At 62.9% G+C, this 22,440-nt stretch carries 18 protein-coding genes; 13 read left to right on the plus strand and 5 right to left on the minus strand.

The genetic code is table 11. The annotated features are described in order from the left end of the window. Window positions 1-49: 49 nt before the first annotated feature. Both ACZ3GY_RS11595 and ACZ3GY_RS11600 read left to right on the plus strand, forming a co-directional pair. The gene (locus tag ACZ3GY_RS11595; protein ID WP_465910125.1) at window positions 50-1,444 is read left to right on the plus strand and encodes a class II fumarate hydratase; all 1,395 of its coding nucleotides are present in this window, start codon (window positions 50-52) and stop codon (window positions 1,442-1,444) included. Next, a complete protein-coding gene (locus ACZ3GY_RS11600; protein ID WP_463565365.1) occupies window positions 1,437-2,057 on the plus strand; it encodes an NAD(P)H-dependent oxidoreductase in 621 nt (206 codons plus the stop codon). Before ACZ3GY_RS11595 ends, ACZ3GY_RS11600 begins: the two co-directional genes overlap by 8 nt. Window positions 2,058-2,192: 135 nt before the next feature. Here ACZ3GY_RS11600 and ACZ3GY_RS11605 read toward each other — a convergent pair whose 3' ends face one another. The 4 genes from ACZ3GY_RS11605 to pcaH are packed head-to-tail and all read right to left on the minus strand — an operon-like array spanning window position 2,193 to window position 5,597. Further along, complete coding sequence (locus ACZ3GY_RS11605) at window positions 2,193-3,134, minus strand: AEC family transporter (protein WP_465910126.1); 942 nt, start codon at window positions 3,132-3,134, stop codon at window positions 2,193-2,195. 4 nt (window positions 3,135-3,138) lie between these two features. After that, complete coding sequence (gene zapE / locus ACZ3GY_RS11610; protein ID WP_465910127.1) at window positions 3,139-4,251, minus strand: cell division protein ZapE; 1,113 nt, start codon at window positions 4,249-4,251, stop codon at window positions 3,139-3,141. A 7-nt stretch (window positions 4,252-4,258) separates the two neighbouring features. Beyond that, window positions 4,259-4,867 (minus strand): protocatechuate 3,4-dioxygenase subunit alpha, encoded by a 609-nt coding sequence (pcaG, locus tag ACZ3GY_RS11615; protein ID WP_465910128.1) that lies wholly within the window; start codon window positions 4,865-4,867, stop codon window positions 4,259-4,261. A gap of 10 nt (window positions 4,868-4,877) precedes the next feature. Then, on the minus strand, window positions 4,878-5,597 hold the full coding sequence (pcaH, locus tag ACZ3GY_RS11620; RefSeq protein ID WP_463565368.1) for a protocatechuate 3,4-dioxygenase subunit beta: 720 nt from the start codon (window positions 5,595-5,597) through the stop codon (window positions 4,878-4,880). Window positions 5,598-5,934: 337 nt separating this feature from the next. Here pcaH and ACZ3GY_RS11625 point away from each other — a divergent pair, with 337 nt between their 5' ends. Further along, window positions 5,935-6,951 carry a zinc-dependent alcohol dehydrogenase family protein gene (locus ACZ3GY_RS11625; RefSeq protein ID WP_463565369.1) on the plus strand — a complete coding sequence of 339 codons (1,017 nt, stop codon included), beginning with the start codon at window positions 5,935-5,937 and terminating at the stop codon, window positions 6,949-6,951. Window positions 6,952-7,040: 89 nt separating this feature from the next. On the opposite strand, the gene pcaQ is transcribed toward ACZ3GY_RS11625, so the two are convergent. Continuing rightward, window positions 7,041-7,970: a pca operon transcription factor PcaQ gene (gene pcaQ / locus ACZ3GY_RS11630; RefSeq protein ID WP_465911019.1), complete on the minus strand. Its 930-nt coding sequence runs from the start codon at window positions 7,968-7,970 to the stop codon at window positions 7,041-7,043. 808 nt (window positions 7,971-8,778) lie between these two features. On the opposite strand from pcaQ, the gene glgA reads away from it, so the two are divergent. Genes glgA through ACZ3GY_RS11680 form a run of 10 tightly spaced genes read left to right on the plus strand, consistent with a single transcriptional unit; the run spans window position 8,779 to window position 22,404 of the window. Further along, a complete protein-coding gene (gene glgA, locus ACZ3GY_RS11635; RefSeq protein ID WP_463566078.1) occupies window positions 8,779-10,266 on the plus strand; it encodes a glycogen synthase GlgA in 1,488 nt (495 codons plus the stop codon). Next, on the plus strand, window positions 10,266-12,008 hold the full coding sequence (gene treZ, locus ACZ3GY_RS11640) for a malto-oligosyltrehalose trehalohydrolase (protein ID WP_465910130.1): 1,743 nt from the start codon (window positions 10,266-10,268) through the stop codon (window positions 12,006-12,008). Before glgA ends, treZ begins: the two co-directional genes overlap by 1 nt. Further along, the gene (malQ, locus tag ACZ3GY_RS11645) at window positions 12,005-14,083 is read left to right on the plus strand and encodes a 4-alpha-glucanotransferase (protein ID WP_465910131.1); all 2,079 of its coding nucleotides are present in this window, start codon (window positions 12,005-12,007) and stop codon (window positions 14,081-14,083) included. The genes treZ and malQ overlap by 4 nt, the downstream gene beginning before the upstream one ends. Next, window positions 14,076-16,880, plus strand: a complete 2,805-nt coding sequence (locus ACZ3GY_RS11650) for a malto-oligosyltrehalose synthase (protein ID WP_465910132.1) — start codon at window positions 14,076-14,078, stop codon at window positions 16,878-16,880. The genes malQ and ACZ3GY_RS11650 overlap by 8 nt, the downstream gene beginning before the upstream one ends. After that, window positions 16,877-17,203, plus strand: a complete 327-nt coding sequence (locus tag ACZ3GY_RS11655; protein ID WP_463565373.1) for a DUF2934 domain-containing protein — start codon at window positions 16,877-16,879, stop codon at window positions 17,201-17,203. Before ACZ3GY_RS11650 ends, ACZ3GY_RS11655 begins: the two co-directional genes overlap by 4 nt. 18 nt (window positions 17,204-17,221) lie before the next feature. Next, entirely contained in the window at window positions 17,222-19,351 is a 2,130-nt protein-coding gene (gene glgX / locus ACZ3GY_RS11660; protein ID WP_465910133.1) for a glycogen debranching protein GlgX, read from the plus strand. Then, window positions 19,348-20,385 (plus strand): acyl-CoA dehydrogenase family protein, encoded by a 1,038-nt coding sequence (locus ACZ3GY_RS11665; RefSeq protein WP_465910134.1) that lies wholly within the window; start codon window positions 19,348-19,350, stop codon window positions 20,383-20,385. The genes glgX and ACZ3GY_RS11665 overlap by 4 nt, the downstream gene beginning before the upstream one ends. Further along, a complete protein-coding gene (locus tag ACZ3GY_RS11670; protein ID WP_465910136.1) occupies window positions 20,382-21,140 on the plus strand; it encodes a PIG-L deacetylase family protein in 759 nt (252 codons plus the stop codon). The genes ACZ3GY_RS11665 and ACZ3GY_RS11670 overlap by 4 nt, the downstream gene beginning before the upstream one ends. Continuing rightward, on the plus strand, window positions 21,137-21,763 hold the full coding sequence (locus ACZ3GY_RS11675; protein ID WP_465910137.1) for a class I SAM-dependent DNA methyltransferase: 627 nt from the start codon (window positions 21,137-21,139) through the stop codon (window positions 21,761-21,763). Before ACZ3GY_RS11670 ends, ACZ3GY_RS11675 begins: the two co-directional genes overlap by 4 nt. Then, entirely contained in the window at window positions 21,760-22,404 is a 645-nt protein-coding gene (locus ACZ3GY_RS11680) for a glycosyltransferase family 2 protein (RefSeq protein WP_465910138.1), read from the plus strand. Before ACZ3GY_RS11675 ends, ACZ3GY_RS11680 begins: the two co-directional genes overlap by 4 nt. Window positions 22,405-22,440: the final 36 nt, after the last annotated feature.

Below are 22,440 nucleotides of genomic sequence, written 5' to 3' on the forward strand. Positions count from 1 at the left end.
AGCCGTTGTCGCAGCCTAAACTGCCTGAACAGCAACGGAGAGCCCCCTCATGAGTCGCACCGAAACCGACAGCATCGGCCCCATCGACGTCCCCGAAGAAGCCTACTGGGGCGCCCAGACCCAACGATCGCGAGTCAACTTCGCGATTGGCGAGGAACGCATGCCCATCGCTGTGGTGCATTCGCTCGCTTTGATCAAGAAAGCCGCTGCGCGCATCAACGACCGTATCGGCGACCTGCCGCCGGAGATCGCTCGGCTGATCGAACAGGCTGCCGACGAGGTGATCGCTGGGCAGCACGACGAACAGTTTCCACTGGTGGTCTGGCAAACCGGCAGCGGCACCCAGAGCAACATGAACGTCAATGAAGTGATCGCCGGGCGCGCCAACGAGCTGGCCGGCAACCCGCGCGGCGGCAAGAGCCCGGTGCACCCCAACGATCACGTCAACCGTGCCCAGAGCTCCAACGACTGCTTCCCGACCGCCATGCACATCGCCGCAGTCGGCGCGGTGCAACGCGACCTGCTGCCCGCCATCGGCGAATTGTCCGAAGCCCTGGCGGATCAGGCCGCGCGCCACAGCCGCCTGGTGAAGACCGGCCGTACGCACATGATGGACGCCACACCCATCACCTTCGGCCAGGAGCTGTCGGCTTTCGTGGCCCAGCTGGAATACTCGGAACAGGCGATCCGCGCGGCACTGCCAGCGGTCTGTGAGCTGGCCCAGGGTGGTACCGCAGTGGGCACCGGGCTGAACTCGCCATCTGGCTTCGGCGAGGCCATTGCCGCCGAACTGGCCGCATTGAGCGGCCTGCCATTGCGCAGCGCACCGAACAAGTTTGCTGCCCTCGCCGGCCACGAGCCGCTGGCAGCCCTTTCCGGCGCCCTGAAAACCCTGGCCACCACGCTGATGAAGATCGCCAATGACCTGCGCCTGCTCGGCTCCGGTCCCCGCGGCGGCTTTGCCGAAGTGCGCCTGCCGGCCAACGAGCCCGGCAGCTCGATCATGCCCGGCAAGGTCAACCCGACCCAGTGCGAAGCGCTGTCCATGCTCGCCTGCCAGGTGATGGGCAACGACGTGACCATCGGCTTCGCGGCCAGCCAGGGTCACCTGCAACTCAACGTCTACAAACCGGTGATCATCCATAACGTATTGCAGTCGATTCGCCTGCTGGCCGACGGCTGTCGCAACTTCCGTGAACACTGTATCGTCGGGATGCAACCTGATGAGCAGCGCATGGCGGAGCACCTGGAACGTGGCCTGATGCTGGTCACTGCCCTGAATCCGCATATCGGTTACGACAAGGCCGCCGAGATCGCCAAGAAGGCTTATCAGGACGGCACCACCCTGCGTGAAGCAGCGTTGGCGCTGGGTCATCTGACCGCGGAACAGTTCGACGCCTGGGTTCGCCCGGAAACCATGCTGGAGGCAGGGCAACATGACTGAAACCGCCAAGAGCGGCGCCACCCCACTCGAGGGTGATGGCAAGCGCATCCTGATGATCATCGGCACGCCGAAAAGCGACAGCCTGTGCCATTCGCTGGCCGAGGCCTACGCCCTTGGCGCGCGTACCGAAGGCCACGTGGTGCGGCAGATTCATCTGGGGGCGATCAGCTTCGATCCGGTGCTGCACGAAGGCTACACACAGAGCCAGACCCTGGAGCCGGACCTGCTCGAAGCCCAGCGACAGATTCACTGGGCCCAGCACCTGGTGTTCGTCTATCCGGTCTGGTGGGGCGGCTTGCCAGCGCTGCTCAAAGGCTTCTTTGATCGCGTGCTGCTACCCGGCTTCGCCTTCAAGTACCGCAGCGACTCGCAGCTGTGGGACAAACTGCTTAGCGGCCGCACTGCAGATCTACTGGTGACCCAGGACACGCCAAGCTGGTACTTCCGCTGGATCTACGGCGCCCCGGCTCACCGTCAGATGAAGCGCACCATTCTCGGTTTCTGCGGCATCAAGACCCGGCGCCTGGCGGAGTTCTCACCCGTGCGCCCCTCTTCGGAAACCCAGCGCCAGAACTGGCTGCGCCGCGCCGAACAGCTCGGTAGCCAGGTATAGAGCCGGAAGCGGACACTGGAGTTGGTGGGCTGAAGCCCACCCTACCGCCCTACGATTGAGCCATGTAGGGTGGGCTTCAGCGGATCGCCGCCCGGCCTACCACCTGGTCGCATCACCGCCATGAGGGGCAAGCGCTCAGGCTGGCGTGACGTGGATGAACATCAGCGCCACGCTGATGGTGACGAACGACAGCACGGTGGCCACCAGCAGGGTCGCGCTACAGCGATCCTCCAGGCCGAAGCGCTGACCGAGGATCGGGAAGATGCTCATCATCGGTGAGCAGGCGAACAACACCCCGACGGCCTTCATGACCGGATCTACGCCGGGCACCAGCATGAACGCGCAAAGCACCGCCAGTGGATGGAAAATCAGCTTGCCGGTGGATATCCACGCGGCGTCGATCCACACACCGCGAGCCTTCATGCCGAACAGTCCGGCACCGATCACGAACAGCGCCAGCGGCGCCGAAACCCCGGCCAGCATGTCGATGGGCTTGAGCAGCAGTGGCGGAATCTCGATCCCCAGCAGCGACACGCTGAGCCCAATGACGATGCCTATGATCACCGGGTTCTTCAGCAGCCGTCCAAAGGTCATACGCAGCACGGTCAACAAGTCGCCACCCTGCTGCTTACCTGCCTCGGCCAGTACCAGCGCCAACGGAATCAGCAGCAGGTTTTCCACCAGCATGCCCATGGCCATGCCCAGCACCGCAGGCGAACCGATGGCCGCCGCCACCAATGGGTACCCGACGAAGCCGCTGTTGGATACCGACATGCCCATGGCGTTGATCGCCGAGCCGGAAAGGTCGTCACGGCGCAGCCAGCGCGAAACGCAGAATGCTGCCACGAAGGCCACGCTGGAACCTACGGTGTAGGCCAGCAGGTAGCCGGGAATAAGGGTTTGCTGAATCGGCGAGGTGCCCAGGGTCTTGATCAGCAGCGCCGGCATCGCGAAGGTAATGACGAACGCACCGATGCCGCGAATCTGTTCGCGGCTGAGTACAGCGCTCATGGCGGCGGCATAACCGAGCCCGATCAGCAGAAAGATCGGCGCGGTGATCTGGAGGATTTGCAGCACGGTTTCAGAATTCCTTGTCGCTGGCAGCACCGACATCGTGGGCGGTGTTTTCGATCATGCAGAGCTCACGTGCCTGCAGTTGGCTCAACCGGCTTCGGGTACGCCCGAAGTCCTGGTGAGCCGAGCCGCGGCATAGGCGCTCGAGGCTGGACTCGCTGCACAGCAGCAAGTTAGCGCCGGCATCGTACGCGATATCGATCAGGTTGATGAACCGCTGACAGGCATCGGTGGGCTGCGAATCCAGGGTCGGTACCCCCGTCAGCGCAATACGCGGGTAGCGTTGCAGCAGCCAGAGGAAGTCCGCGGTGGAATGGGCGTTACCGCACAGCTCGGAGAACTCCAGCCAGGCGCGGCCAGGAGCCAGTGCCCTTACCTGCAGTGGATGATGGTTGACGGTCAGCGACTGGTCGCGCTGCGCCTCGTCATCCAGCGCCAGCCACTTTTCCAGGTACGCCAGGCCGCCCGCCGATTGTGGCCAGAGGTATTCGCCCCAGCGCTGCCCGCCACCGGGCAGTTCGCGGTAATCGATACCGGCGTCCAGCGCCAGCACGGTGAAGCGCTTTTCGATCATGTTGATCGCCGGCGTGAAGCGCTGGCGGTACAACGGATTGGGGCACAGGCCCGCGGGCGCATAGTTGGAGGTCATGACCAGGCCGACGCCCTCCTCGACCAGCACATCGAGCAGGCGCCGCAGGAGCATGGCATCGCCGATGTCATGCACGTGGAATTCGTCGAAGCACAGCAGGCGGATGTCCTGCGCCAGCGCGCGGATCGCCAGCACCAGAGGATCGGGGTGGCCGGCGAATGCCTTCATGCGCTCCTGCAATTCCTGCAGGAACGCATGGAAATGCACACGGCGCTTGGCGGCGAAGGGTACGGCGGCGAAGAAGGCATCCATGACGAAGCTCTTGCCGCGGCCTACGCCGCCCCACAGGTAAACCCCGGCGGCGGGTTTGCGCAGCCAGCCACGACGCCCGGTGCACCAGCCTTGCAGCCAATGCGCCAGGGTATCGATTGCTCGCTGCTGCTCGGTATCGGCACGAAAGCCGCGGGCTTCGAGTGCCGCCGTGAACCCCTGATGGATACGCTCGTCGATCTGCTCGACGGACGTATCCAACCCTCTGTCAGAAATCAAAAAACACCGTTTCGCCGTCCCCCTGAATGCGGATATCAAATCGGTAGGCCGGCTTGCCGTCAACCTCGCAGCGTTTGGCGACCAGGGTTTCACGACGCGATGGCTGCTCGATCAGGTTAAGCACCGGATCCTTGCCGTTGGCCTCGGCTTCATCGTCGAAGTAGATGCGCGTGTGCAGGTGGATGTTGATGCCGCGGGCGAACAGCGAGACGTTGACATGCGGCGCCATCGGCACCCCGGCGGCGTTGTCGACCACGCCGGGCTTGATGGTCTGCACCGTCCATTCGCTGCCGGCATCGAAGGTGGTCGCAGTGCGACCGAAACCGTTGAAGGGTTTGTCCAGATCGTACTCGGTGTCGTAGCGGCCCTGATGGTCGGCTTGCCAGAGTTCCAGAAAGGCGTCACGCACCAGGTGGCCGTTGCCATCGTAGACGTGGCCGATCAGGGTGATGTGCTCGCCCGGCGCACCAGGCTGAGCCATCTGGTTCCAGATTTCCTGCTCGCGGGTCGGGTTGCCGGCGGCAGCCAGTGCCAGGCCGATATGAACGTAAGGGCCGGCTGTTTGCGAAGCGGTTTCGCGCAAGAGTTCGACAGGCATGACAGGCTCCTCAGCAGTTCTCGAAGTGGGTCTTGCGCTGGCCGCGCAGCACGATGTCGAAGCGGTAGGCCAGGCAATCCATGGGGTTGGCCATGCTCATGTCGAGCTTGGCGATCAGCGTCTGTACCGCGTCCGGGTTGGCGATGGCCTTGACGATCGGGCACAGCAGGATCAGCGGATCCCCTTCGAAATACAGCTGGGTGATCAATTTGGTCGAAATCGACGGGCCACTGATCGAGAAGTGAATGTGCGCAGGGCGCCAGTCATTGGGGCCGTTGCGCCATGGGTACGGGCCCGGCTTGACGGTGCGAAAGCTGTAATTGCCTTCACTGTCGGTCAGGGCGCGGCCTACACCGCCGAAGTTCGGATCCAGCGGCGCCAGATAGCGGTCGTTCTTGTGGCGGTAACGGCCACCGGCATTGGCCTGCCACATTTCCACGAAGGTATGCGGAATCGGCTTGCCGTACTGATCCATCACCCGCCCGCAGACCAGGATGCGCTCGCCTACCGGCAGACCGCCATTGTTGAAGTTGAGCAGCAGATCGTTGTCGTACTTGCCCATTTTCAGATGGGTGAAGTCCGGCCCGGTGGTTTCCGAAATGGATTGCGGAATACTCACCAGCGCCTGACGCGGCGAACGCGGTATGGAGGTCTTGTAATCGGGGGTGAAGGCTTTGGGGTGCCAGTTACGATCACGAATGATGAAACGGCTATTGTCCTCAACAGGCATGACAGGCTCCGGTTATTGAAATTATGGAGTCGACCCGTTGACCGTGCTCAGACTTGGCCGACGGTACGGGCTCTGCGAAGTATGGTCGCGCGGATAGAGCATGGCGCCTATTGAAAACAGCGCGCCCATCCATAACCAATAGGTTATGGGTAAGGCTGGCGATATTGGCAACCCTGGAGCCCCATGGCGATGCATTGGTGGTAGCAGGAGGCTCGCGTGGATACACCTTAACCAGCCAATCGAACGAGACCAAGATATTGCTACCAGGACAATGACCCGCATGCGGCGTCTGGTGCGATAGGCTGCACCCATTCGTACAAATCACGAGGATCATTCGATGAGAGCTTTTCAGATAGGAACCCAGAACGGCCTGGACGCACTAACCCTTACCACTCGCCCTGAGCCCATTGCGGCACTGGGTGAGGTGATCGTGGCTCCGCGCATGGTAAGTCTCATCAGCCGAGACGTGCAGATCCTGCGCGGGATCTATGGCCCCAAGCAGACCCCGAAGCGGATTCCCACCTCGGAAGGTGTCGGTGACGTGATCGCGATTGGCGAGGGCGTGACCAACGTCAAGCCTGGCGACCGCGTTGTTTGCGGGCATTTTCCAGACTGGCTGGAGGGCGAGTTCCGCCCTACCGTGTTCAGCCACGACATTGGCGTCACTCACGACGGGTGGCTGGCCGAACGGATTGTGCTGCCTGCCACGTCGCTCATCCGAGTACCGGACAGCCTGGCAGACAAGGACGTAGCGACTCTGGCCTCAGCCGGCCTGACGGCATGGAATGCGCTCGTGGAGGTGTGCAAGGTGAAACCAGGCGAGCTCGTGCTCTGCCTGGGTACGGGCGGTGTCGCACTGGCAGCGCTACAGATCGCCAAACTTCACGGTGCGCGAGTGGCGATCACGTCTTCCAGCGACGAAAAGCTGGGCATCGTTCGCCAGCTCGGTGCCGACATTACCGTAAATTACCGTAAGAATCCTGACTGGGCTCCACAGCTCATGGCCCAGAACAATGACACGGGAGCCGATATCATCATCGAAACTGGCGGCCAGGATACCCTGGGCCAATCCATAGCAGCAGCAGCCGCCAACGGCCGTATTGCGGTGATAGGCGTAACGCCTGGGCAGAACTCACCAATCCCTGACTACCTGTCTCTGATCATCAAGAACGTGACGATCAGAGGTATCGCCAACGGCAACCGCAAAATGTTCGTCGACCTGATCCGGGCTGTCGAAGCAAACAGGATCGAAACCTTGGTGAACAAGACCTTCCGGTTTGAAGACGCCCCCGATGCTTATGCGTATTTCGCTGCCGCGAAGCATGTAGGAAAGGTAGTGATTGCGTTCGAATGACTCACCCCTGCAACGGTTTGGCCATGCCGAGCGTCTGTCGAGCATACGCAGTGCTTGGCGGTGCTGCCGTACGCGCAAACAGATCCCCCTCAGAGAAGGCGGTCTCGGTACTCCGCTGCCAGTTCACGTAATGTATCGCAGCACCACTGGGCAGCCAGTGGCAATGGCAGTGCCGCGTTGCTGCAGATACCAACCGAACCACCGGGCTCGCGAATGCCCAGAGACAGCTCCGCCAGTTCGCCGCTTTGCAGATCCAGGCGCACGGCGTCCAGCGGCGCGACCCAGACCGCGTCGCTGCATTGCACGTAACGCCGACTGAGAGCCGGCGAGAGGGTTTCCAGACGTTGTCGAGGCTGCGGCACCCCGCATTGCACGAACAGGCTGTCGGCATAGCGGCGGATGGTGGTGCCGGCCAACGGCAGCACCAGTGGATAATCACCCAACTGCGCCAGGCCTTCGTCGCCCAGGGCCAGCAGAGGGTGCCCCGGACGCACCACCAGACTCATCGACTCGCTATATAGATGCTCGAAGGTCAGGCCCTGGATCTCCGGGCTGTCGGTCATGCGCCCGACCACCAGGTCGAGCTCGCCGACGCGTAGCTGTGACAGCAGATAGGCGCTCGGCCCAGTGGCGACACTTACCACCAGCGCGGCGTGACGCTCATGGAGGCGCCGCACCACCTCCGGGATCAGCAGGCTCTCGACGGTCGACAACACGCCAACGCGCACATGGCCAGCGTCGTGCTCACCTCCGCGCAGGCTCGCCACGCCATCGCGCAGCGCCTGCACGCAAGGCCCGGCATAGCGCATGAACGCCAGACCGGCAGCCGTCAGGCTGACGCCGCCCTTGCCGCGTTCGAACAGCACCGCAGTGAGAATCTCCTCCAGTTCCTTGAGCGTCTTGGACACTGCTGGCTGGCTGATCGCCAGGCTATCGGCAGCTTTGGCGAAACTGCGCTGGCGGGCGATTTCGAGAAAGCAGGTCAGGTGGCGGAATTTGATGCGGTTATCGAGGTTCATGGCCATGGCGGTGCTGTTGAGGGCTGCGCCACAGTACCAGAATGCCTCGTACGGACGCCTCTCGAACGGGCGGGCGTTCACGATTTTCAACAGCGTGCGGCAGCAGGCGTATGTACTACGTCGTAATGACCAGAAAATGCAGGCTGAAAGCCAAGAAAAATGGCAAAACTTCAGCCCTTCTGCGACAGACAGCATTCGACTGCAAACAGTCCACTCTTAATTACGACAGGAAATATTGAACACTTAAAGATCCATATACGTTTTAACGTCGATAGTTGTTCAAACGATCAAACTAAAGTGCCAGCATCTCATCACTTCCTCCCTCATCTTAGTTGCCCAACTCTCAACAAGACCGATACAGGCCATCGAAAACTCGGGACGGTAGAATTCAACATGACCGCCTGTCGCCCTGATACGGCCAAAAACCTGAAAAGCGCGTCCCTGAGCGACTTACGGGCAGCTGAAAGCTCCAACCAGACGTGTCTATCACAGTCGAAAATCAATCACTTACGCCGTAATCGCAGCGAAAACCTGCTGCTTTTCATTAGTTCCCTGCTGCCCGGCTCGACATTGAAAATAGTCGAAACTTCTTCTTTCCTACCTAGGTCATGAACTACGTGGGAATTAATAATTAGAAAGCAGCTTTTCCTCCGGCCCCGACACGGGATTCAACTGGAACGACATGCGGCATATTCCCGTTAGCGTGCAAGCGAAAGAAACAGTTACGGGTCAAGGACAGAATCGATCGGAGGTGGTTATGGGAAACGCTGTCGTGGCAACACGGTTTGATCAGGCTTTATCGATAGAGATGCCACTCAAGCCGCAGAGCAAAATCACCAATCTGCATGCAGTCAAGAAGAAAGTCCTCTTTGTAAGTTCCGAGCTCGCCGACCTGATCAAGGTGGGCGGCCTGGGCGACGTGTCAGCCTCGCTGCCACGCGCCATGAGCACCAATCACGACGTCCGGGTACTGATCCCCGGCTACCGTCAGGTGCTGGAAAGTGGTCACGCCATTCGAGACGTAGGCAGCGTTCCCGGCCATGCCGCCCTGCCCCCGGCCCGCGTCGGCTGCATGACCCTACCCGACGGCCTGATCGTCTATGTACTGATCTGCCCCGAACTCTATGACCGTGACGGTACGCCCTACGCCGACAGCCACGGCCGTGACTGGCAGGACAATCACATCCGCTTTGCCCGCCTGGGCCTGGCTGCCGCTGAAATCGCTGCCGGCACCGCGTGCCTCAGTTGGTGCCCCGAGGTGGTTCACGCCAACGACTGGCCCGCTGCGCTTACGCCGGCCTACATGACCTGGCGCGGCCAGAACACGCCCACCGTGTTCACCATTCACAATCTCGCCTATCAGGGCCTGTGCAGCCTGGAGTGCAGCCCGGAGCTGGGCCTGCCCTCTTCGGCTTGCGGCCATCAGGGTATGGAGTTCTACGGCAAGCTGTCGTTCCTCAAGGCAGGCCTGGTCTACTCGGATCACGTGACCACGGTGAGCGAAAACTACGCCCGCGAGATCACTACCCAGGAATTCGGCTGTGGCCTGGAAGGCATGCTGCAGTTCAAGGTGCAGCTCAACCAGTTGAGCGGCATCCCCAATGGCATCGACGAGAGCTGGGACTCGTTGAACGACCCGCATCTGGTACAGGGCTTCGAGGCCCACGACTGGGAGAGCAAACGGGTCAACACCCGCCACGTCGAGAAGATGTTCGGCCTGGAGCAGAGCGATGGCCCGCTGTTCGCCGTGGTATCGCGCCTGGTGCAACAGAAAGGCATCGACCTGACCCTGGAAATCGCTGACACCATCGTTGCCGAAGGTGGCCGCATCGCCATCATCGGCCAAGGCGAAGAACACCTGGAAAACGCAGTGCGGGAACTCGCCCGCCGTCACCCAGGCCGAGTTGGCGCCAATGTTGGCTTCAACGAAACGGACGCGCGCTGCATGTTTGCGGGTAGCGACTTCCTGCTCATGCCGTCGCGCTTCGAGCCGTGCGGCCTCAGCCAGATGTATGCCCAGCGCTTCGGCTCGCTGCCGATTGCCCGCGCTACCGGCGGCCTGGCCGACACCATTGAGGATGGTGTCAGCGGCTTCCTGTTCAACGAAACCAGCAGCGAAAGTTATCTGGAAGCGGTACGCCGGGCCATGGCCGTGCACCGCAACCCGGAACTGCTCAACGCCATGCGCGCCCGCGCAATGGCATCACCGCTGTACTGGACACAGTCGGTGGAGCCCTATGCGGCGCTGTACCGCAAGCTGCTGGCCGCGAAGATGTCGGGTGGGAAATTGGCGTGATGGTTGAGAAATTCCGACGACATGGCGCCTGGCTGGACGAACATGGTCACACCCATTTCGCCCTCTGGGCACCAGACGCAAAGAGCGTGGCAGTAGAACTGCAAGACCATCAGCGACACGCAATGACCGCCAGCGAAGACGGCTGGTTCACGACAACGCTACCGGTAGGTGCCGGTAGCGATTACCGCTACCTGATCGACGAAGATCTGCTGGTACCCGACCCCGCGTCGCGCTGGCAGGCTAATGATGTGCATGGCCCGAGCCGAGTGGACGCACCAGACCAATACAATTGGCGTACGGCCAACTGGCAGGGTCGCCCCTGGCAGGAGACGGTGCTCTACGAACTGCACGTCGGCACCCTCGGCGGATACAGAGGCGTGCAAGAAAGGCTGCAGGCGCTGAGCGATCTGGGCATCACCGCCATCGAATTGATGCCGTTGGGCGAATTTCCCGGTGGCCGCAACTGGGGTTACGACGGGGTTCTGCCCTTCGCTCCGGACTCTTCCTACGGCACTCCCAACGAACTGCGCGCACTGATCGACCATGCTCACCAGTTGGGCTTGATGGTCTTCGTCGATGTGGTCTACAACCACTTCGGCCCCGACGGCAATTACCTCGGGCAGTACGCCAGCGGCTTCTTCCGTGAGGACGTCCACACGCCCTGGGGCCCTGCCATCGACTTCCGCCGCCACGAAGTGCGCGACTACTTCATCGAAAACGCCCTGATGTGGGTACAGGACTATCGCATCGACGGCCTGCGCCTGGATGCCGTGCATGCCATCGGCGAGCGCGACTTCCTGCTCGAACTGGCCGAGCGTCTGCACGGCTCGATAGCCAGCAGGCGCCATCTGCACCTGGTGCTGGAAAACGAGAACAACGACGCCGAGCTGCTGCAGCGTGGTTTCGTCGCCCAGTGGAACGACGACGGCCACAACGTGCTGCACCACCTGCTCACCGGCGAGCACGAAGGCTATTACGCCGACTTCGCCGAGGACGCCACGCACAAGCTCGCCCGCTGCCTGCGCGAGGGCTTCATCTACCAGGGTGAAACCACCCGCCACGGCACTGCCCGCGGTAGCAGCAGCGGGCACCTGCCACCCAGCGCCTTCGTGCTGTTTCTGCAGAATCACGATCAGGTCGGCAACCGCGCCCTTGGCGAACGCTTGCCGAGCCTGGCCAATGGCGATGCGCTGAAGAGCGCCACCGCTCTACTGCTGCTCAGCCCGATGATTCCCCTGCTGTTCATGGGCGAGGAATGGGGCAGCGAACAGCCGTTCCAGTTCTTCACCTCGCACAACGACGAGTTGGGCGAAGCGGTACGCAAAGGCCGGCAGAACGAGTTTCGCGAATTCTCCAGGTTCTCCGGTCAGGAAATTCCCGCCCCGAATGAAGTCAGTACATTCGAGACGTCCACCCCCGATCAGCAAACCCGCGAAACTGCTTCCGGCAAAGCCTGGCTGGCCTTCTACCGTGAACTGTTGAGCCTGCGCCGCGAGCACATCGTGCCGCGCCTGCCGGGTAGCCAGGCCCTTGAGAGCCGGGTACTGGGCGACGCCGCAGTGGCTGCCAGCTGGCAGTTGGGTGATGGGCAAATTCTGCGCATCGAACTGAACCTGAGCGATGCCGAAGTGGCCGCAGGTTCCCACGCGGGCGCCAGTACGCTGTTCGCCTATCGCGCGGACAAGGATAGCGACCACCTGCCGCCACGCAGCATTCGGGTTCTACTGGAGGGCGCAGCATGAGCGATGCACGCCTTGCAGAACTGAGCCATGCCGCGGGCCTGAGCGTCGACTGGATCGATGCCGATGGTCGCCAGCAATCGGTTACCCCGGAAAATCAGCGACGCCTGCTCGAAGCACTGGGTTATGCGGTGCAGGACAGCGAGCAGATCGAGGCCAGCCTTGCTGAACTGCAACAGCGTCAGGACAGCCTGGCGCTTGGGCCGCTGGTGACGCTGGATCAGCAGGAAACACTAGATCTGACCCGCTACTTTCCGCCTGGCACTCCCTACGAAATCGAGCTGGAACAGGGCGAGCGTCTGGAAGGCCGTCTGGATGACAGCTGCCGGCTGCCAGTCATCGGCATCACGGGTTATCACCAACTGCGCATCGCCGACGGTGCCGTGACCCTGGCGGTCGCACCTCCAGCCTGCCCAAGCGTAGCTCAGCTGGCCGGCCGCGAGAACGCCAAGATATGGGGGCTGAGTGCCCAGTTGTACTCGCTGCGGCGCCCCAACGATGGTGGCCTGGGCGACACCCAGGCACTCGAGTCCCTGGTTCGCAGTGCAGCCAAGCGTGGCGCCGATGCGGTGGCGATCAGCCCAATGCATGCCATGTTCAGCGCCAATCTACACACCTACAGCCCCTACTCGCCCTCCAGCCGCTTGTTCTTCAACGTGCTGCATGCGGCGCCGGGCAGCATTCTCGGCGAAGACGCGCTGCAGCAGGCGATTCGTGGTTGTGGTCTCGGCGAGGAACTGGCGCGCCTGGAAAGCCTCGAGCTGATCGACTGGCCGGGTGTGGCCGGCAGCCGTATGCGTATCCTGCGTCAGTTGCATGCCGACTTCCGCTCCAGCGCTCACCCGCTGCGCGACGACTTCGAGGACTTTCGTCGCGAAGCCGGCGACGCCCTGCGTCAGCACTGCCGCTTCGAAGCATTGCGCGGTTTCATGGATCTCAACGGGCTACCGGTGGACTGGCGCGTATGGCCCGAGCAGTACCGTGACCCTGCCAACGAAGCCGTCGAGCAGTTCTGCGAGGGCCATCAGGAAGAAGTCGAATTCCACGCCTTCGCCCAATGGCTGATCGCCCGTTGCCTCGACCGTGCCCAAGACAGCGCCCGTGAGGCTGGCATGGCGGTCGGCCTGATCGCCGACCTGGCAGTGGGTGCAGATGCAGCCGGCAGCCAGGCCTGGGCTCGCCAGGCCGAACTGCTGCAGGCGGTGAGCGTCGGCGCGCCGCCGGACATCCTCAACCGCTCGGGGCAGAACTGGGGCGTTTCCGCTTTCTCACCCAGCGGCCTGCAACGCAACGGCTTCCGCGCTTACATCGAAATGCTGCGTGCCAATCTGGCCCATGCCGGCGGCATGCGCATCGACCACGTGATGAGCATGCGCCGCCTGTGGGTGATCCCCGAAGGGGCGGATTCCGGTGCCGGTGCCTACCTCAATTATCCGTCCAAGGATCTGCTGCGCCTGCTGTGCCTCGAGGCCGAGCGCCACGGGGCGCTGATCATCGGCGAAGACCTGGGCACCGTGCCCGATGGCCTGCGTGAAGAACTGGCGCAGCGCAACATCCTCGGCATGCGCGTGCTGCTGTTCGAGCAAAGCAATGGTCGCTTCAACGCGCCGGCGCACTGGCCGCGGGATGCCCTGGCCACCACCACTACCCACGATTTGCCGAGTATCCGCGGCTGGCTTGCCTCCCGCGACATCCATTGGCGCCAGGCCGCTGGCCACCGTAGTGACGACTACACCAGACAGGATCACGACTTGCGCGCTCACGAAACCCAGGCACTGCACCAGGCCTTGCACGAGCACGGACACGCTACCGCAGACCACATGGACGACACCCAGCAACTGGACGCCAGCATCGCCTTCATCGGCAGCACACCGGCGCCGCTGGTGCTGCTGCCACTTGAAGATGCCATGGCCGCCACCGAGCAGCCCAACCTGCCGGGCCCGGGCGAGGAACACCCGAACTGGCGGCGACGCTGGTCGGAAGATGCCGACGGCATGCTCGACGATGCGGCGGTCAGTCACCGCCTGCAGCGCCTGCAGTGGGCACGCAATCTGGTCGAGGGCACACGCCATGACTGATTTGCGCGCCAGCGTTCGCCTGCAGTTCCACAAGGGCTTCACCCTCGAAGACGCAGTGCCCCTGGTCGATTACTTCGCGCGCCTGGGCGTCAGCCACATCTATGCCTCGCCTCTGCTGACTGCGCGGCCAGGTTCGATGCACGGCTATGACGTGGTCGACCCGACCCGCATCAACCCGGAGCTCGGTGGCGAAGCAGCCCTGCAACGTCTGGTCGCGGCATTGCGCGCCAAGGGCATGGGCCTGATCCTCGACATCGTGTCCAACCACATGGCCGTGGGCGGCGACGCCAACCCCTGGTGGCTGGACGTTCTGGAATGGGGCATCAGCAGCCCCCACGCCAAGTTCTTCGACATCCACTGGCAGTCCCATGACCCGCTACTGCGCGGTCAACTGCTGGTGCCCTTCCTGCGCAGCGACTATGGCGAAGTCCTGGCTGCCGGCGAAATCGAGCTGCACTTCGATGCCGAACGGGGCCTGCTTTACGCCAAGCACTACGATCACCGCTTTCCGCTCAACCCGCCGACCTATGGCGACGTGCTGCAGCACAGCGGGCATGCCGAACTGCAGGCACTGGGCAAGCGCTTCGCGGCGCTGGATGACAGCCAGGACGGCCAACACCAGGCGCGCACCCTGTTCCGCGAGTTGGTTGCCCTAGCCAGCAAGTCAGATGGCGCAATCGATCGCGCCATCGCCAGTCTGCGCCCAAGCGAAGAACAGGGTTTCGAGCCGCTGCACCAACTGCTCGAGCGCCAGCACTATCGCCTGGCCAGCTGGCGCACCGCGGCGGACGACATCAACTGGCGGCGCTTCTTCGACATCAACGAGCTGGGCGGCCTCAAGGTCGAACGCCACGACGTATTCGAAGCGACCCACGCGAAGATCTTCGAGATGATCGAGAAGGGTCTGGTAGACGGCCTGCGTATCGACCACGTCGATGGCCTGGCCAACCCGCGTGCTTACTGCCGCAAGCTGCGCCGTCGCGTCGAGCGCCTGCTGCCGCAGCGCCCGGCCGAACTGCGTGGCAGTCGCTTCCCGATCTACGTCGAGAAGATTCTTGGCGAGGGCGAACAACTGCCTCGCGACTGGGGTGTCGATGGCACTACCGGCTACGAATTCATGAACCAGGTTTCCCTTCTGCAGCACGATCCTCGGGGCGAGGCCGTGCTGGCACAGCTGTGGAGTGAGACCAGCGGCCGTGGCGTCGACTTCATGGAAGAAGTACGGCAGGCCCGCCAACTGGTGCTGACCACCTCCCTGGCCGGCGATCTCGAGGCGCTGGCACAAGGGCTGCTGCTGATCGCCAGGGATGATATCGCTACCCGTGACCTGACCCTGGGCGCCATCCGCCGGGCCCTGCTGGAACTGATCGTGCACTTCCCGGTGTATCGCACCTACGTCTCCGCTGCAGGGCGCAGTGCCAGCGATCAGGCGGTATTCGACCAGGCCCTGGAAGGCGCGCGCAGCACCCTTGCCGAAGCCGACTGGCCGCTGCTCGAACACCTCGACAACTGGCTCGGCGGTCAGGTGCTTTCCGAGCTGCCACCGAGCCCGCAGCGCAAGCTCTGGACAAAGATGATCGAGCGCTTCCAGCAGCTCACCTCCCCGGCCGCCGCCAAGGCGGTGGAAGACACGGCTTGCTACCGCAGCGCCGTGCTGCTGTCGCGCAATGATGTGGGTTTCGACCCGCAACAGTTCAGCGCGCCGCCGGAAGCCTTCCATGCAGGTTGCCTGGAACGCGCACGGCACTTTCCAGCCAACCTGCTGACCACCGCGACCCATGACCACAAGCGCGGCGAAGACACCCGCGCCCGGCTAGCGGTGCTCAGCGAGCGCGCCGAATGGTTCGCCGAACGCTGCGGACACTGGCGCGAGCTGGCGGCACCGCTGCGCAAGGAGCTCGATGACGGCAGCGCGCCGTCGCCAGGCGATGAGCTGATGCTCTTGCAGATTCTCCTGGCCTGCTGGCCGCTGGATCTGCAGGCGGATGACTCCCAGGGCCTGCAGGCCCTCGCCGAGCGGGTCACCGCCTGGCAGGAAAAGGCCGTTCGCGAGGCCAAGCTGCGCAGCACCTGGAGCAACCCGAACGGCGACTACGAAAGTGCCTGCCGGGACTATCTACAGAAGCTACTGGGCAGCGGGCAAGGCAGGCAGCTGCGTGAAGAGATCCGCGCCGCCGCCGTGCGGATCGCGCCCGCCGGTGCCCTCAACAGCCTGGCCCAGAGCCTGCTGCGCATGAGCGTGCCAGGCGTGCCCGACCTGTATCAGGGCTGCGAGTTCTGGGACTTCTCTCTGGTCGATCCGGACAACCGCCGCCCAGTGGATTTCGCCGCTCGCCAGCAGACGCTGGACTCCAACGCGTCGCTTGCCGAGACGCTGCCGCACTGGCACGACGGCCAGGTCAAGCAGGCGCTGATCGCCGCGACCCTGACCGCCCGCAAACAACACCAGCGACTGTTCGCCAAAGGCGACTATCAGCCGCTCACCGTAACGGGTCGCCATGCCAGCAAGGTGCTCGCCTTTCTGCGCAGTCATGGCGACGCCCACGCTTTGGTGGTCGTGCCGCGCCTGGCCGCATCACTACTGGGCGATAGCCAGACCCCGCTGATTGCCCATGACCAATGGGGCGACACTCGTATCGCCCTGCCTCCGGCTCTGTCCGACAAGGCTTTGCACAGCGCCTTCTCCTCTGCCGACCTGTTACCGAGCGACGGCCATATCGCGGTACGCGACGTACTGCGCGATGTCCCCGTCAATCTGCTGATCGTCCCGACCCATTCTCAGGAGTCACACCCATGAGCGCAAAAGAAGAACGCATCCGTGAATTCGCCTACCAGATCTGGGAGTCCGAAGGAAAACCCAGCGGCCAGGCCAAACGCCATTGGGAAATGGCCACCAAGCTCGCCGACGCCGAGCAGACGCCCGCCAAGGCCACCACCAAGGGCATGAGCAAGCCGAAAGCTGCCTCCACCGAGCCCAAGCCTGCCGCGCCGATCAAGCCACGGGCCAGCAAGACCGCACCGGCCGCAGCCGAGAAACCGGCTGTGCTGAAACCGGCCAAGGCGCCGGCCAAAGCCAAGCCGACCACGGCAAAGCCCACCCCCAAGAAACCCAAGGCCTGACACCAGGAGCCACCCAGAATGAGTCAACCACGCTCGCGTATTACCGAAGGTCACCCCTTTCCGTTGGGGTCGACCTGGGATGGTTTGGGCGTCAACTTCGCGCTCTTCTCGGCTCACGCCACCAAGGTCGAGCTGTGCATCTTCGATCCGGACGGTCTGGAAGAGATCGAGCGCATCGAATTGCCGGAGTACAGTGACGAAATCTGGCACGGCTACCTGCCCGATGCACATCCGGGGCTGATCTACGGTTACCGGGTTTACGGCCCTTACGAGCCGGAATCCGGACACCGTTTCAACCCCAACAAACTGCTGATCGACCCCTACGCCAAGCAGTTGGTTGGCGAACTGAAGTGGTCGGAAGCGCTGTTCGGCTACGAGATCGGCCACCCCGATGGCGACCTCAGCTTCGACGAGCGTGACAGTGCGCCCTTCGTACCCAAGTGCAAGGTCGTCGACCCGGCTTACACCTGGGGCAAACACCGCAACCATCGCGTCGACTGGGACAAGACGGTGCTTTACGAAGCCCATCTGCGCGGTCTGACCATGCGTCACCCGTCGGTGGCCGAAGAAAAGCGCGGCACCTTCGCCGGGCTGATGAACGCCGACGTGATCAAGCACATCCGCAAACTGGGTGTTTCCTCGGTGGAGTTGCTACCCGTGCATGCCTTCGTCAATGACCAGCATCTGCTGGAAAAAGGCATGAACAACTATTGGGGTTACAACAGCATCGGCTTCTTCGCGCCTCATCCGCGCTACCTGGCCAGTGGGCACATCAACGAATTCAAGGAGATGGCTGCGCACCTGCACGACGCCGGCCTCGAGCTGATTCTCGACGTGGTCTACAACCACACCGCCGAAGGCAACGAACTGGGCCCAACCCTGTCCATGCGCGGCATCGACAACGCCAGCTATTACCGGTTGATGCCCGACGACAAGCGTTACTACATCAACGATTCCGGCACTGGCAACACCCTGGATCTGAGCCACCCCTGCGTGCTGCAGATGGTCACCGACTCGCTGCGCTACTGGGCCAAGGAAATGGGCGTGGACGGTTTCCGCTTCGACCTGGCGACCATTCTCGCCCGTGCCCACGACGGTTACGACGAGCGCCACAGCTTCCTGGTCGCCTGTCGCCAGGATCCGGTACTGAGCAAGGTCAAGCTGATCGCCGAGCCGTGGGACTGCGGCCCGGGTGGCTATCAGGTCGGTGGGTTCCCACCGGGCTGGGCGGAGTGGAACGACAAGTTCCGCGACAACGTACGGGGCTTTTGGAAAGGCGACGAAGGTCAGCTGGCCGAGCTCGCCAGCCGCCTGACCGCGTCCGGCGACCTCTACAACCAGCGTGGTCGACGCCCATTCACGTCGGTGAACTTCATCACCGCTCACGACGGTTTCACCCTCAATGACCTCGTGTCGTACAACGACAAGCACAACGAGGACAACGACGAGAACAATCAGGACGGCAGCAACAACAACCTGTCCTGGAATCACGGCGTCGAGGGGCCGACCGACGACGAGGAAATCAACGGTTTGCGCCAGCGCCAGATGCGCAATTTCATGGCCACCCTGCTGCTCGCCCAGGGCACGCCTATGTTGGTAGCCGGTGACGAATTCGCCCGCACCCAGCACGGCAACAACAACGCCTATTGCCAGGACAGCGAGATCGGCTGGATCGACTGGAACCTCGGTGAACAGGGTAAGCAATTGCAAGCCTTCGTCAGCCGCCTGATCAAGCTACGCATGAGCTACCCGATTCTGCGTCGCGGGCGCTTCTTCGTCGGTGCCTACAACGAAGAACTGGGGGTCAAGGACGTTACCTGGCTGGCGCCACATGGCGAAGAGATGAGCGAAGAGAACTGGCACGACCCGAACGCCCGCTGCCTGGGCATGTTGCTCGATGGCCGCGCGCAGCCGACCGGCATTCGCCGCAGCGGCGCCGATGCGACCCTGCTGTTGGTGGTCAACGCGCATCACGATGTGGTGAATTTCCACCTGCCAGAGGTTGCCCAGGGCAGCCACTGGACCTGCATGCTCGATACCAACCGAGCCGACGAGCCGGAACACGAAGTATTCCAGTTCGGCGACGAGTTCACCGTGACTCATCGCTCCCTGGTGCTCTTCGAGCTGCACAAGGAAAAGCAGGAATGAAGCCCGGCGGCGGCTCTCCCGTGGATCGCCTCGACGTTCTGCTAGACGAGCTGCCGCTTGCTGCACCGATCCAACCCGAGGCCCTCGCCCATGCGTTGCAAACGTTGTGTGGCGCGGGCCTCGACCAATTACCGCAGCCCGGCGGTGGCCATACCCTGCAACGTTGGCAGGCGTTGGCCACGGTCGCTGCACACGATCTGAGCCTGTGCAAACTTTACGAAGGGCACACGGACGCCCTGGCGATCATGCAGCACTTCGCGGCACAGACGCCGCCCAGCGACAGCACCTGGGGCATGTGGGCCGCCGAGCCGCCCCAGGCCCGCGTCGAGCTGCATGCCGAGCACAGCGATGGCAGTGTCCGTCTGCATGGGTGCAAGGCCTGGTGTTCAGGCGCCAAGGTACTCAGCCATGGGCTACTAACCGCCTGGAATGCCAATGGCGAGCAGCAACTGGTGGCCGTCGCGCTGGCCCAGCCAGGCGTCAGCGTCGGTAGTGAAGGCTGGCAGGCAATCGGCATGCAGGCCACGCAAAGCGTGGAGGTGTGCTTCAAGGATGCATACGGTTACTGCGTGGGCCCGCCCGGTGGCTACCTCCAGCGCCCGGGTTTCTGGCAGGGCGGCGCCGGTATCGCCGCCTGCTGGTATGGCTCAGCGCAATTGATCGGCGAGGCGCTGCGTAAGCACTGTGTGCGCCACGATGAACCTCACGCCCTCGCCCACCTCGGCGAGGTGGACAACGCCCTGCTCGCGGCGGCAAGCGCATTGCGCGACTGCGCCCGCTGGATCGACGCCAACCCGCAGGCGAGCGCTGAATTACCGGTGCGCCGGGTACGGGCTTCGTGCGAAAGCGCTGTCGACAACGTGATTCGCCACGTGGGCCGCGCACTGGGCGCCGCCCCGTATTGCCGTGACGGCACGCTCGCAAGGCATCTTGCCGATCTGCCGGTGTACCTGCGACAGAGCCATGCAGAACGCGACCTGGCCGATCTCGGCAAGCTCGCAGCGCAACAACGACCAGGGAGCTGGACGCTATGAAAGCCAATCCAATTCAAGGACAAGGCACCTCGCCGCAAGCGTGGAAAGCTTCACGGCATCTGGCTCAAGTGGCCGATATCGACTGCGCAGAGCTGGTACCGGAAGGGTCACGGGCGGTCATCATTTCCCCTCATCCGGATGATGAAATCCTCGGTTGCGGCGGCTTGCTGCAACTGCTGGCGCACGAGCGGCGCCACGTCCTACTGATATCGGTTACCGATGGCGGTGCCAGCCACCAGGGCTCGCGTTACTGGACGCCGCAACGGCTGAGCATCGTCCGCCCACAGGAGAGCGCCGACGCGCTGAAGCGCCTCGGTCTCCCGCTCAACCAGATGCAATGGATTCACGGTGGCTTTCCCGATACCGGCGTAGCCGCGAGGGAAAACGAGCTGCGCGATTTCCTCAAAACCTATCTGCAACCCAGCGACGTGGTGTTCACCACCTGGAGCGAGGATGGCCACAGCGACCACGAGGCCGTAGGCCGTGCTTCCCTGGCGGCAGCCCAGGAATGTGGTGCGCGAATGCACGAAATACCGGTGTGGGCCTGGCACTGGGCCACACCGGAAGATCTGCGCATCCCCTGGGATCGGGCCCGCAAGCTACAGCTGGATAAGCAGCTTCAGGCGCGCAAGCGTCATGCGATACAAGCCTTTGCCAGCCAGTTGTACAGCGATCCGGACACGGGCCACGAGCCGGTACTGTCGGCGATTACCGTGGAGCGTCTGCAGCAACCGTTCGAGGTGGTGTTCTTATGAGCGTCGCAGATAACTATTTCGAAAAGCTCTACAAGGGCAGCCAGGATCCCTGGTCATTCCGCGAGCGCTGGTACGAGCAGCGCAAGCGCAACCTGACGCTCGCCGCGCTGCCGCGCAACCACTATGGCAGCATCTTCGAGCCGGGTTGCGCCAATGGCGAACTCAGCGCGCGCCTGGCCGAGCGCTGTACTCATCTGCTGTGCAGCGACACCTCGGCAATTGCGCTGGAACTCGCTCGCAACCGCCTGGCACATCGCAGTAACGTGCGCCTGCTGCAGACCCGCCTGCCCGAACAGTGGCCGGATGAAAGTTTCGACCTGATCGTGCTCAGCGAGTTGTGTTACTACCTCGACAAGGACGATCTTGATCGTCTGATCGAACGGGCTCGAACGTCCCTAAATCAGGGCGGCAACCTGCTGGCCTGCCATTGGCGCTGGCCGATCGACGAATGCCCGCAGAACGGTGATCAGGTACACGAGCGCATCCACCAGGCGTTGGGCCTGCCACGCCTTCTGCGCCATGAAGACGCCGACATGGTGCTTGAGGTATGGGGGACTGAGCCGACATCGGTTGCACAGCGTGAGGGACTGGCCCCCACCACGGGTGAAGAGTTACCAGCATGATCGGCGTCGTCATTCCTGCCCATAACGAAGAGCGGTCACTCGACCAGTGCCTCGATGCGGTGCTGACTGCCGCCGCTCACCCCGAGTTGAAGACAGCTGTTCGCGTCCTGGTCGTGCTCGACAGCTGCACCGATGGATCAGCCAGTGTCGTCACCAATTACCCGGTCGATACTCTCACCCTTGAGGCACAGAACGTAGGCCTGGCGCGGGCTGCAGGTATCGAGTGGTTGCTGTCCCACGGCGCCACCTGGATCGCCTGCTCGGATGCCGACAGCCGCGTCGCGCCGGACTGGCTGGTGCGTCAGTTGAGCCTTAATGCCGACATGGTATGCGGCACCGTGCAGGTCGCCGAATGGGGCGACCTTAGTCTGGACGTGCAGGCGCGCTACCAAAGCGCCTACCAGGCCCGCGACGGACATCGGCATATCCACGGTGCCAATCTATCGTTCAGCGCCGCCTGCTACCGCCGCGCCGGCGGCTTCAAGGCCATCCCGGTCGATGAAGACGTGCAACTGGTAGCGGCTTTCGAACGCATCGGCGCACATATCGCCTGGAGTAGCTTGCCGCAGGTATACACCAGTGCGCGGCTGGATTGCCGCACCCGCGGCGGCTTCGGTGACTACCTCAAGTCGCTGCTGTAGTCGCGAATGGGCCCAGGCCCCCACCCCATTCGCTCA

It is taken from the genome of Pseudomonas sp. PME37.24/006 (assembly GCF_055556635.1).

Excerpts from the sequence above, each read along its gene's own strand:
- ACZ3GY_RS11595 (WP_465910125.1), top strand. The coding sequence starts at position 50 with ATGAGTCGCACCGAAACCGACAGCATCGGCCCCATCGACGTCCCCGAA.
- ACZ3GY_RS11600 (WP_463565365.1), top strand. The coding sequence starts at position 1,437 with ATGACTGAAACCGCCAAGAGCGGCGCCACCCCACTCGAGGGTGATGGC.
- pcaG (WP_465910128.1), bottom strand. The coding sequence starts at position 4,867 with ATGCCTGTCGAACTCTTGCGCGAAACCGCTTCGCAAACAGCCGGCCCT.
- pcaH (WP_463565368.1), bottom strand. The coding sequence starts at position 5,597 with ATGCCTGTTGAGGACAATAGCCGTTTCATCATTCGTGATCGTAACTGG.
- ACZ3GY_RS11625 (WP_463565369.1), top strand. The coding sequence starts at position 5,935 with ATGAGAGCTTTTCAGATAGGAACCCAGAACGGCCTGGACGCACTAACC.
- pcaQ (WP_465911019.1), bottom strand. The coding sequence starts at position 7,970 with ATGAACCTCGATAACCGCATCAAATTCCGCCACCTGACCTGCTTTCTC.
- glgA (WP_463566078.1), top strand. The coding sequence starts at position 8,779 with ATGCCACTCAAGCCGCAGAGCAAAATCACCAATCTGCATGCAGTCAAG.
- treZ (WP_465910130.1), top strand. The coding sequence starts at position 10,266 with ATGGTTGAGAAATTCCGACGACATGGCGCCTGGCTGGACGAACATGGT.
- malQ (WP_465910131.1), top strand. The coding sequence starts at position 12,005 with ATGAGCGATGCACGCCTTGCAGAACTGAGCCATGCCGCGGGCCTGAGC.
- ACZ3GY_RS11650 (WP_465910132.1), top strand. The coding sequence starts at position 14,076 with ATGACTGATTTGCGCGCCAGCGTTCGCCTGCAGTTCCACAAGGGCTTC.
- ACZ3GY_RS11655 (WP_463565373.1), top strand. The coding sequence starts at position 16,877 with ATGAGCGCAAAAGAAGAACGCATCCGTGAATTCGCCTACCAGATCTGG.
- glgX (WP_465910133.1), top strand. The coding sequence starts at position 17,222 with ATGAGTCAACCACGCTCGCGTATTACCGAAGGTCACCCCTTTCCGTTG.
- ACZ3GY_RS11665 (WP_465910134.1), top strand. The coding sequence starts at position 19,348 with ATGAAGCCCGGCGGCGGCTCTCCCGTGGATCGCCTCGACGTTCTGCTA.
- ACZ3GY_RS11670 (WP_465910136.1), top strand. The coding sequence starts at position 20,382 with ATGAAAGCCAATCCAATTCAAGGACAAGGCACCTCGCCGCAAGCGTGG.
- ACZ3GY_RS11675 (WP_465910137.1), top strand. The coding sequence starts at position 21,137 with ATGAGCGTCGCAGATAACTATTTCGAAAAGCTCTACAAGGGCAGCCAG.
- ACZ3GY_RS11680 (WP_465910138.1), top strand. The coding sequence starts at position 21,760 with ATGATCGGCGTCGTCATTCCTGCCCATAACGAAGAGCGGTCACTCGAC.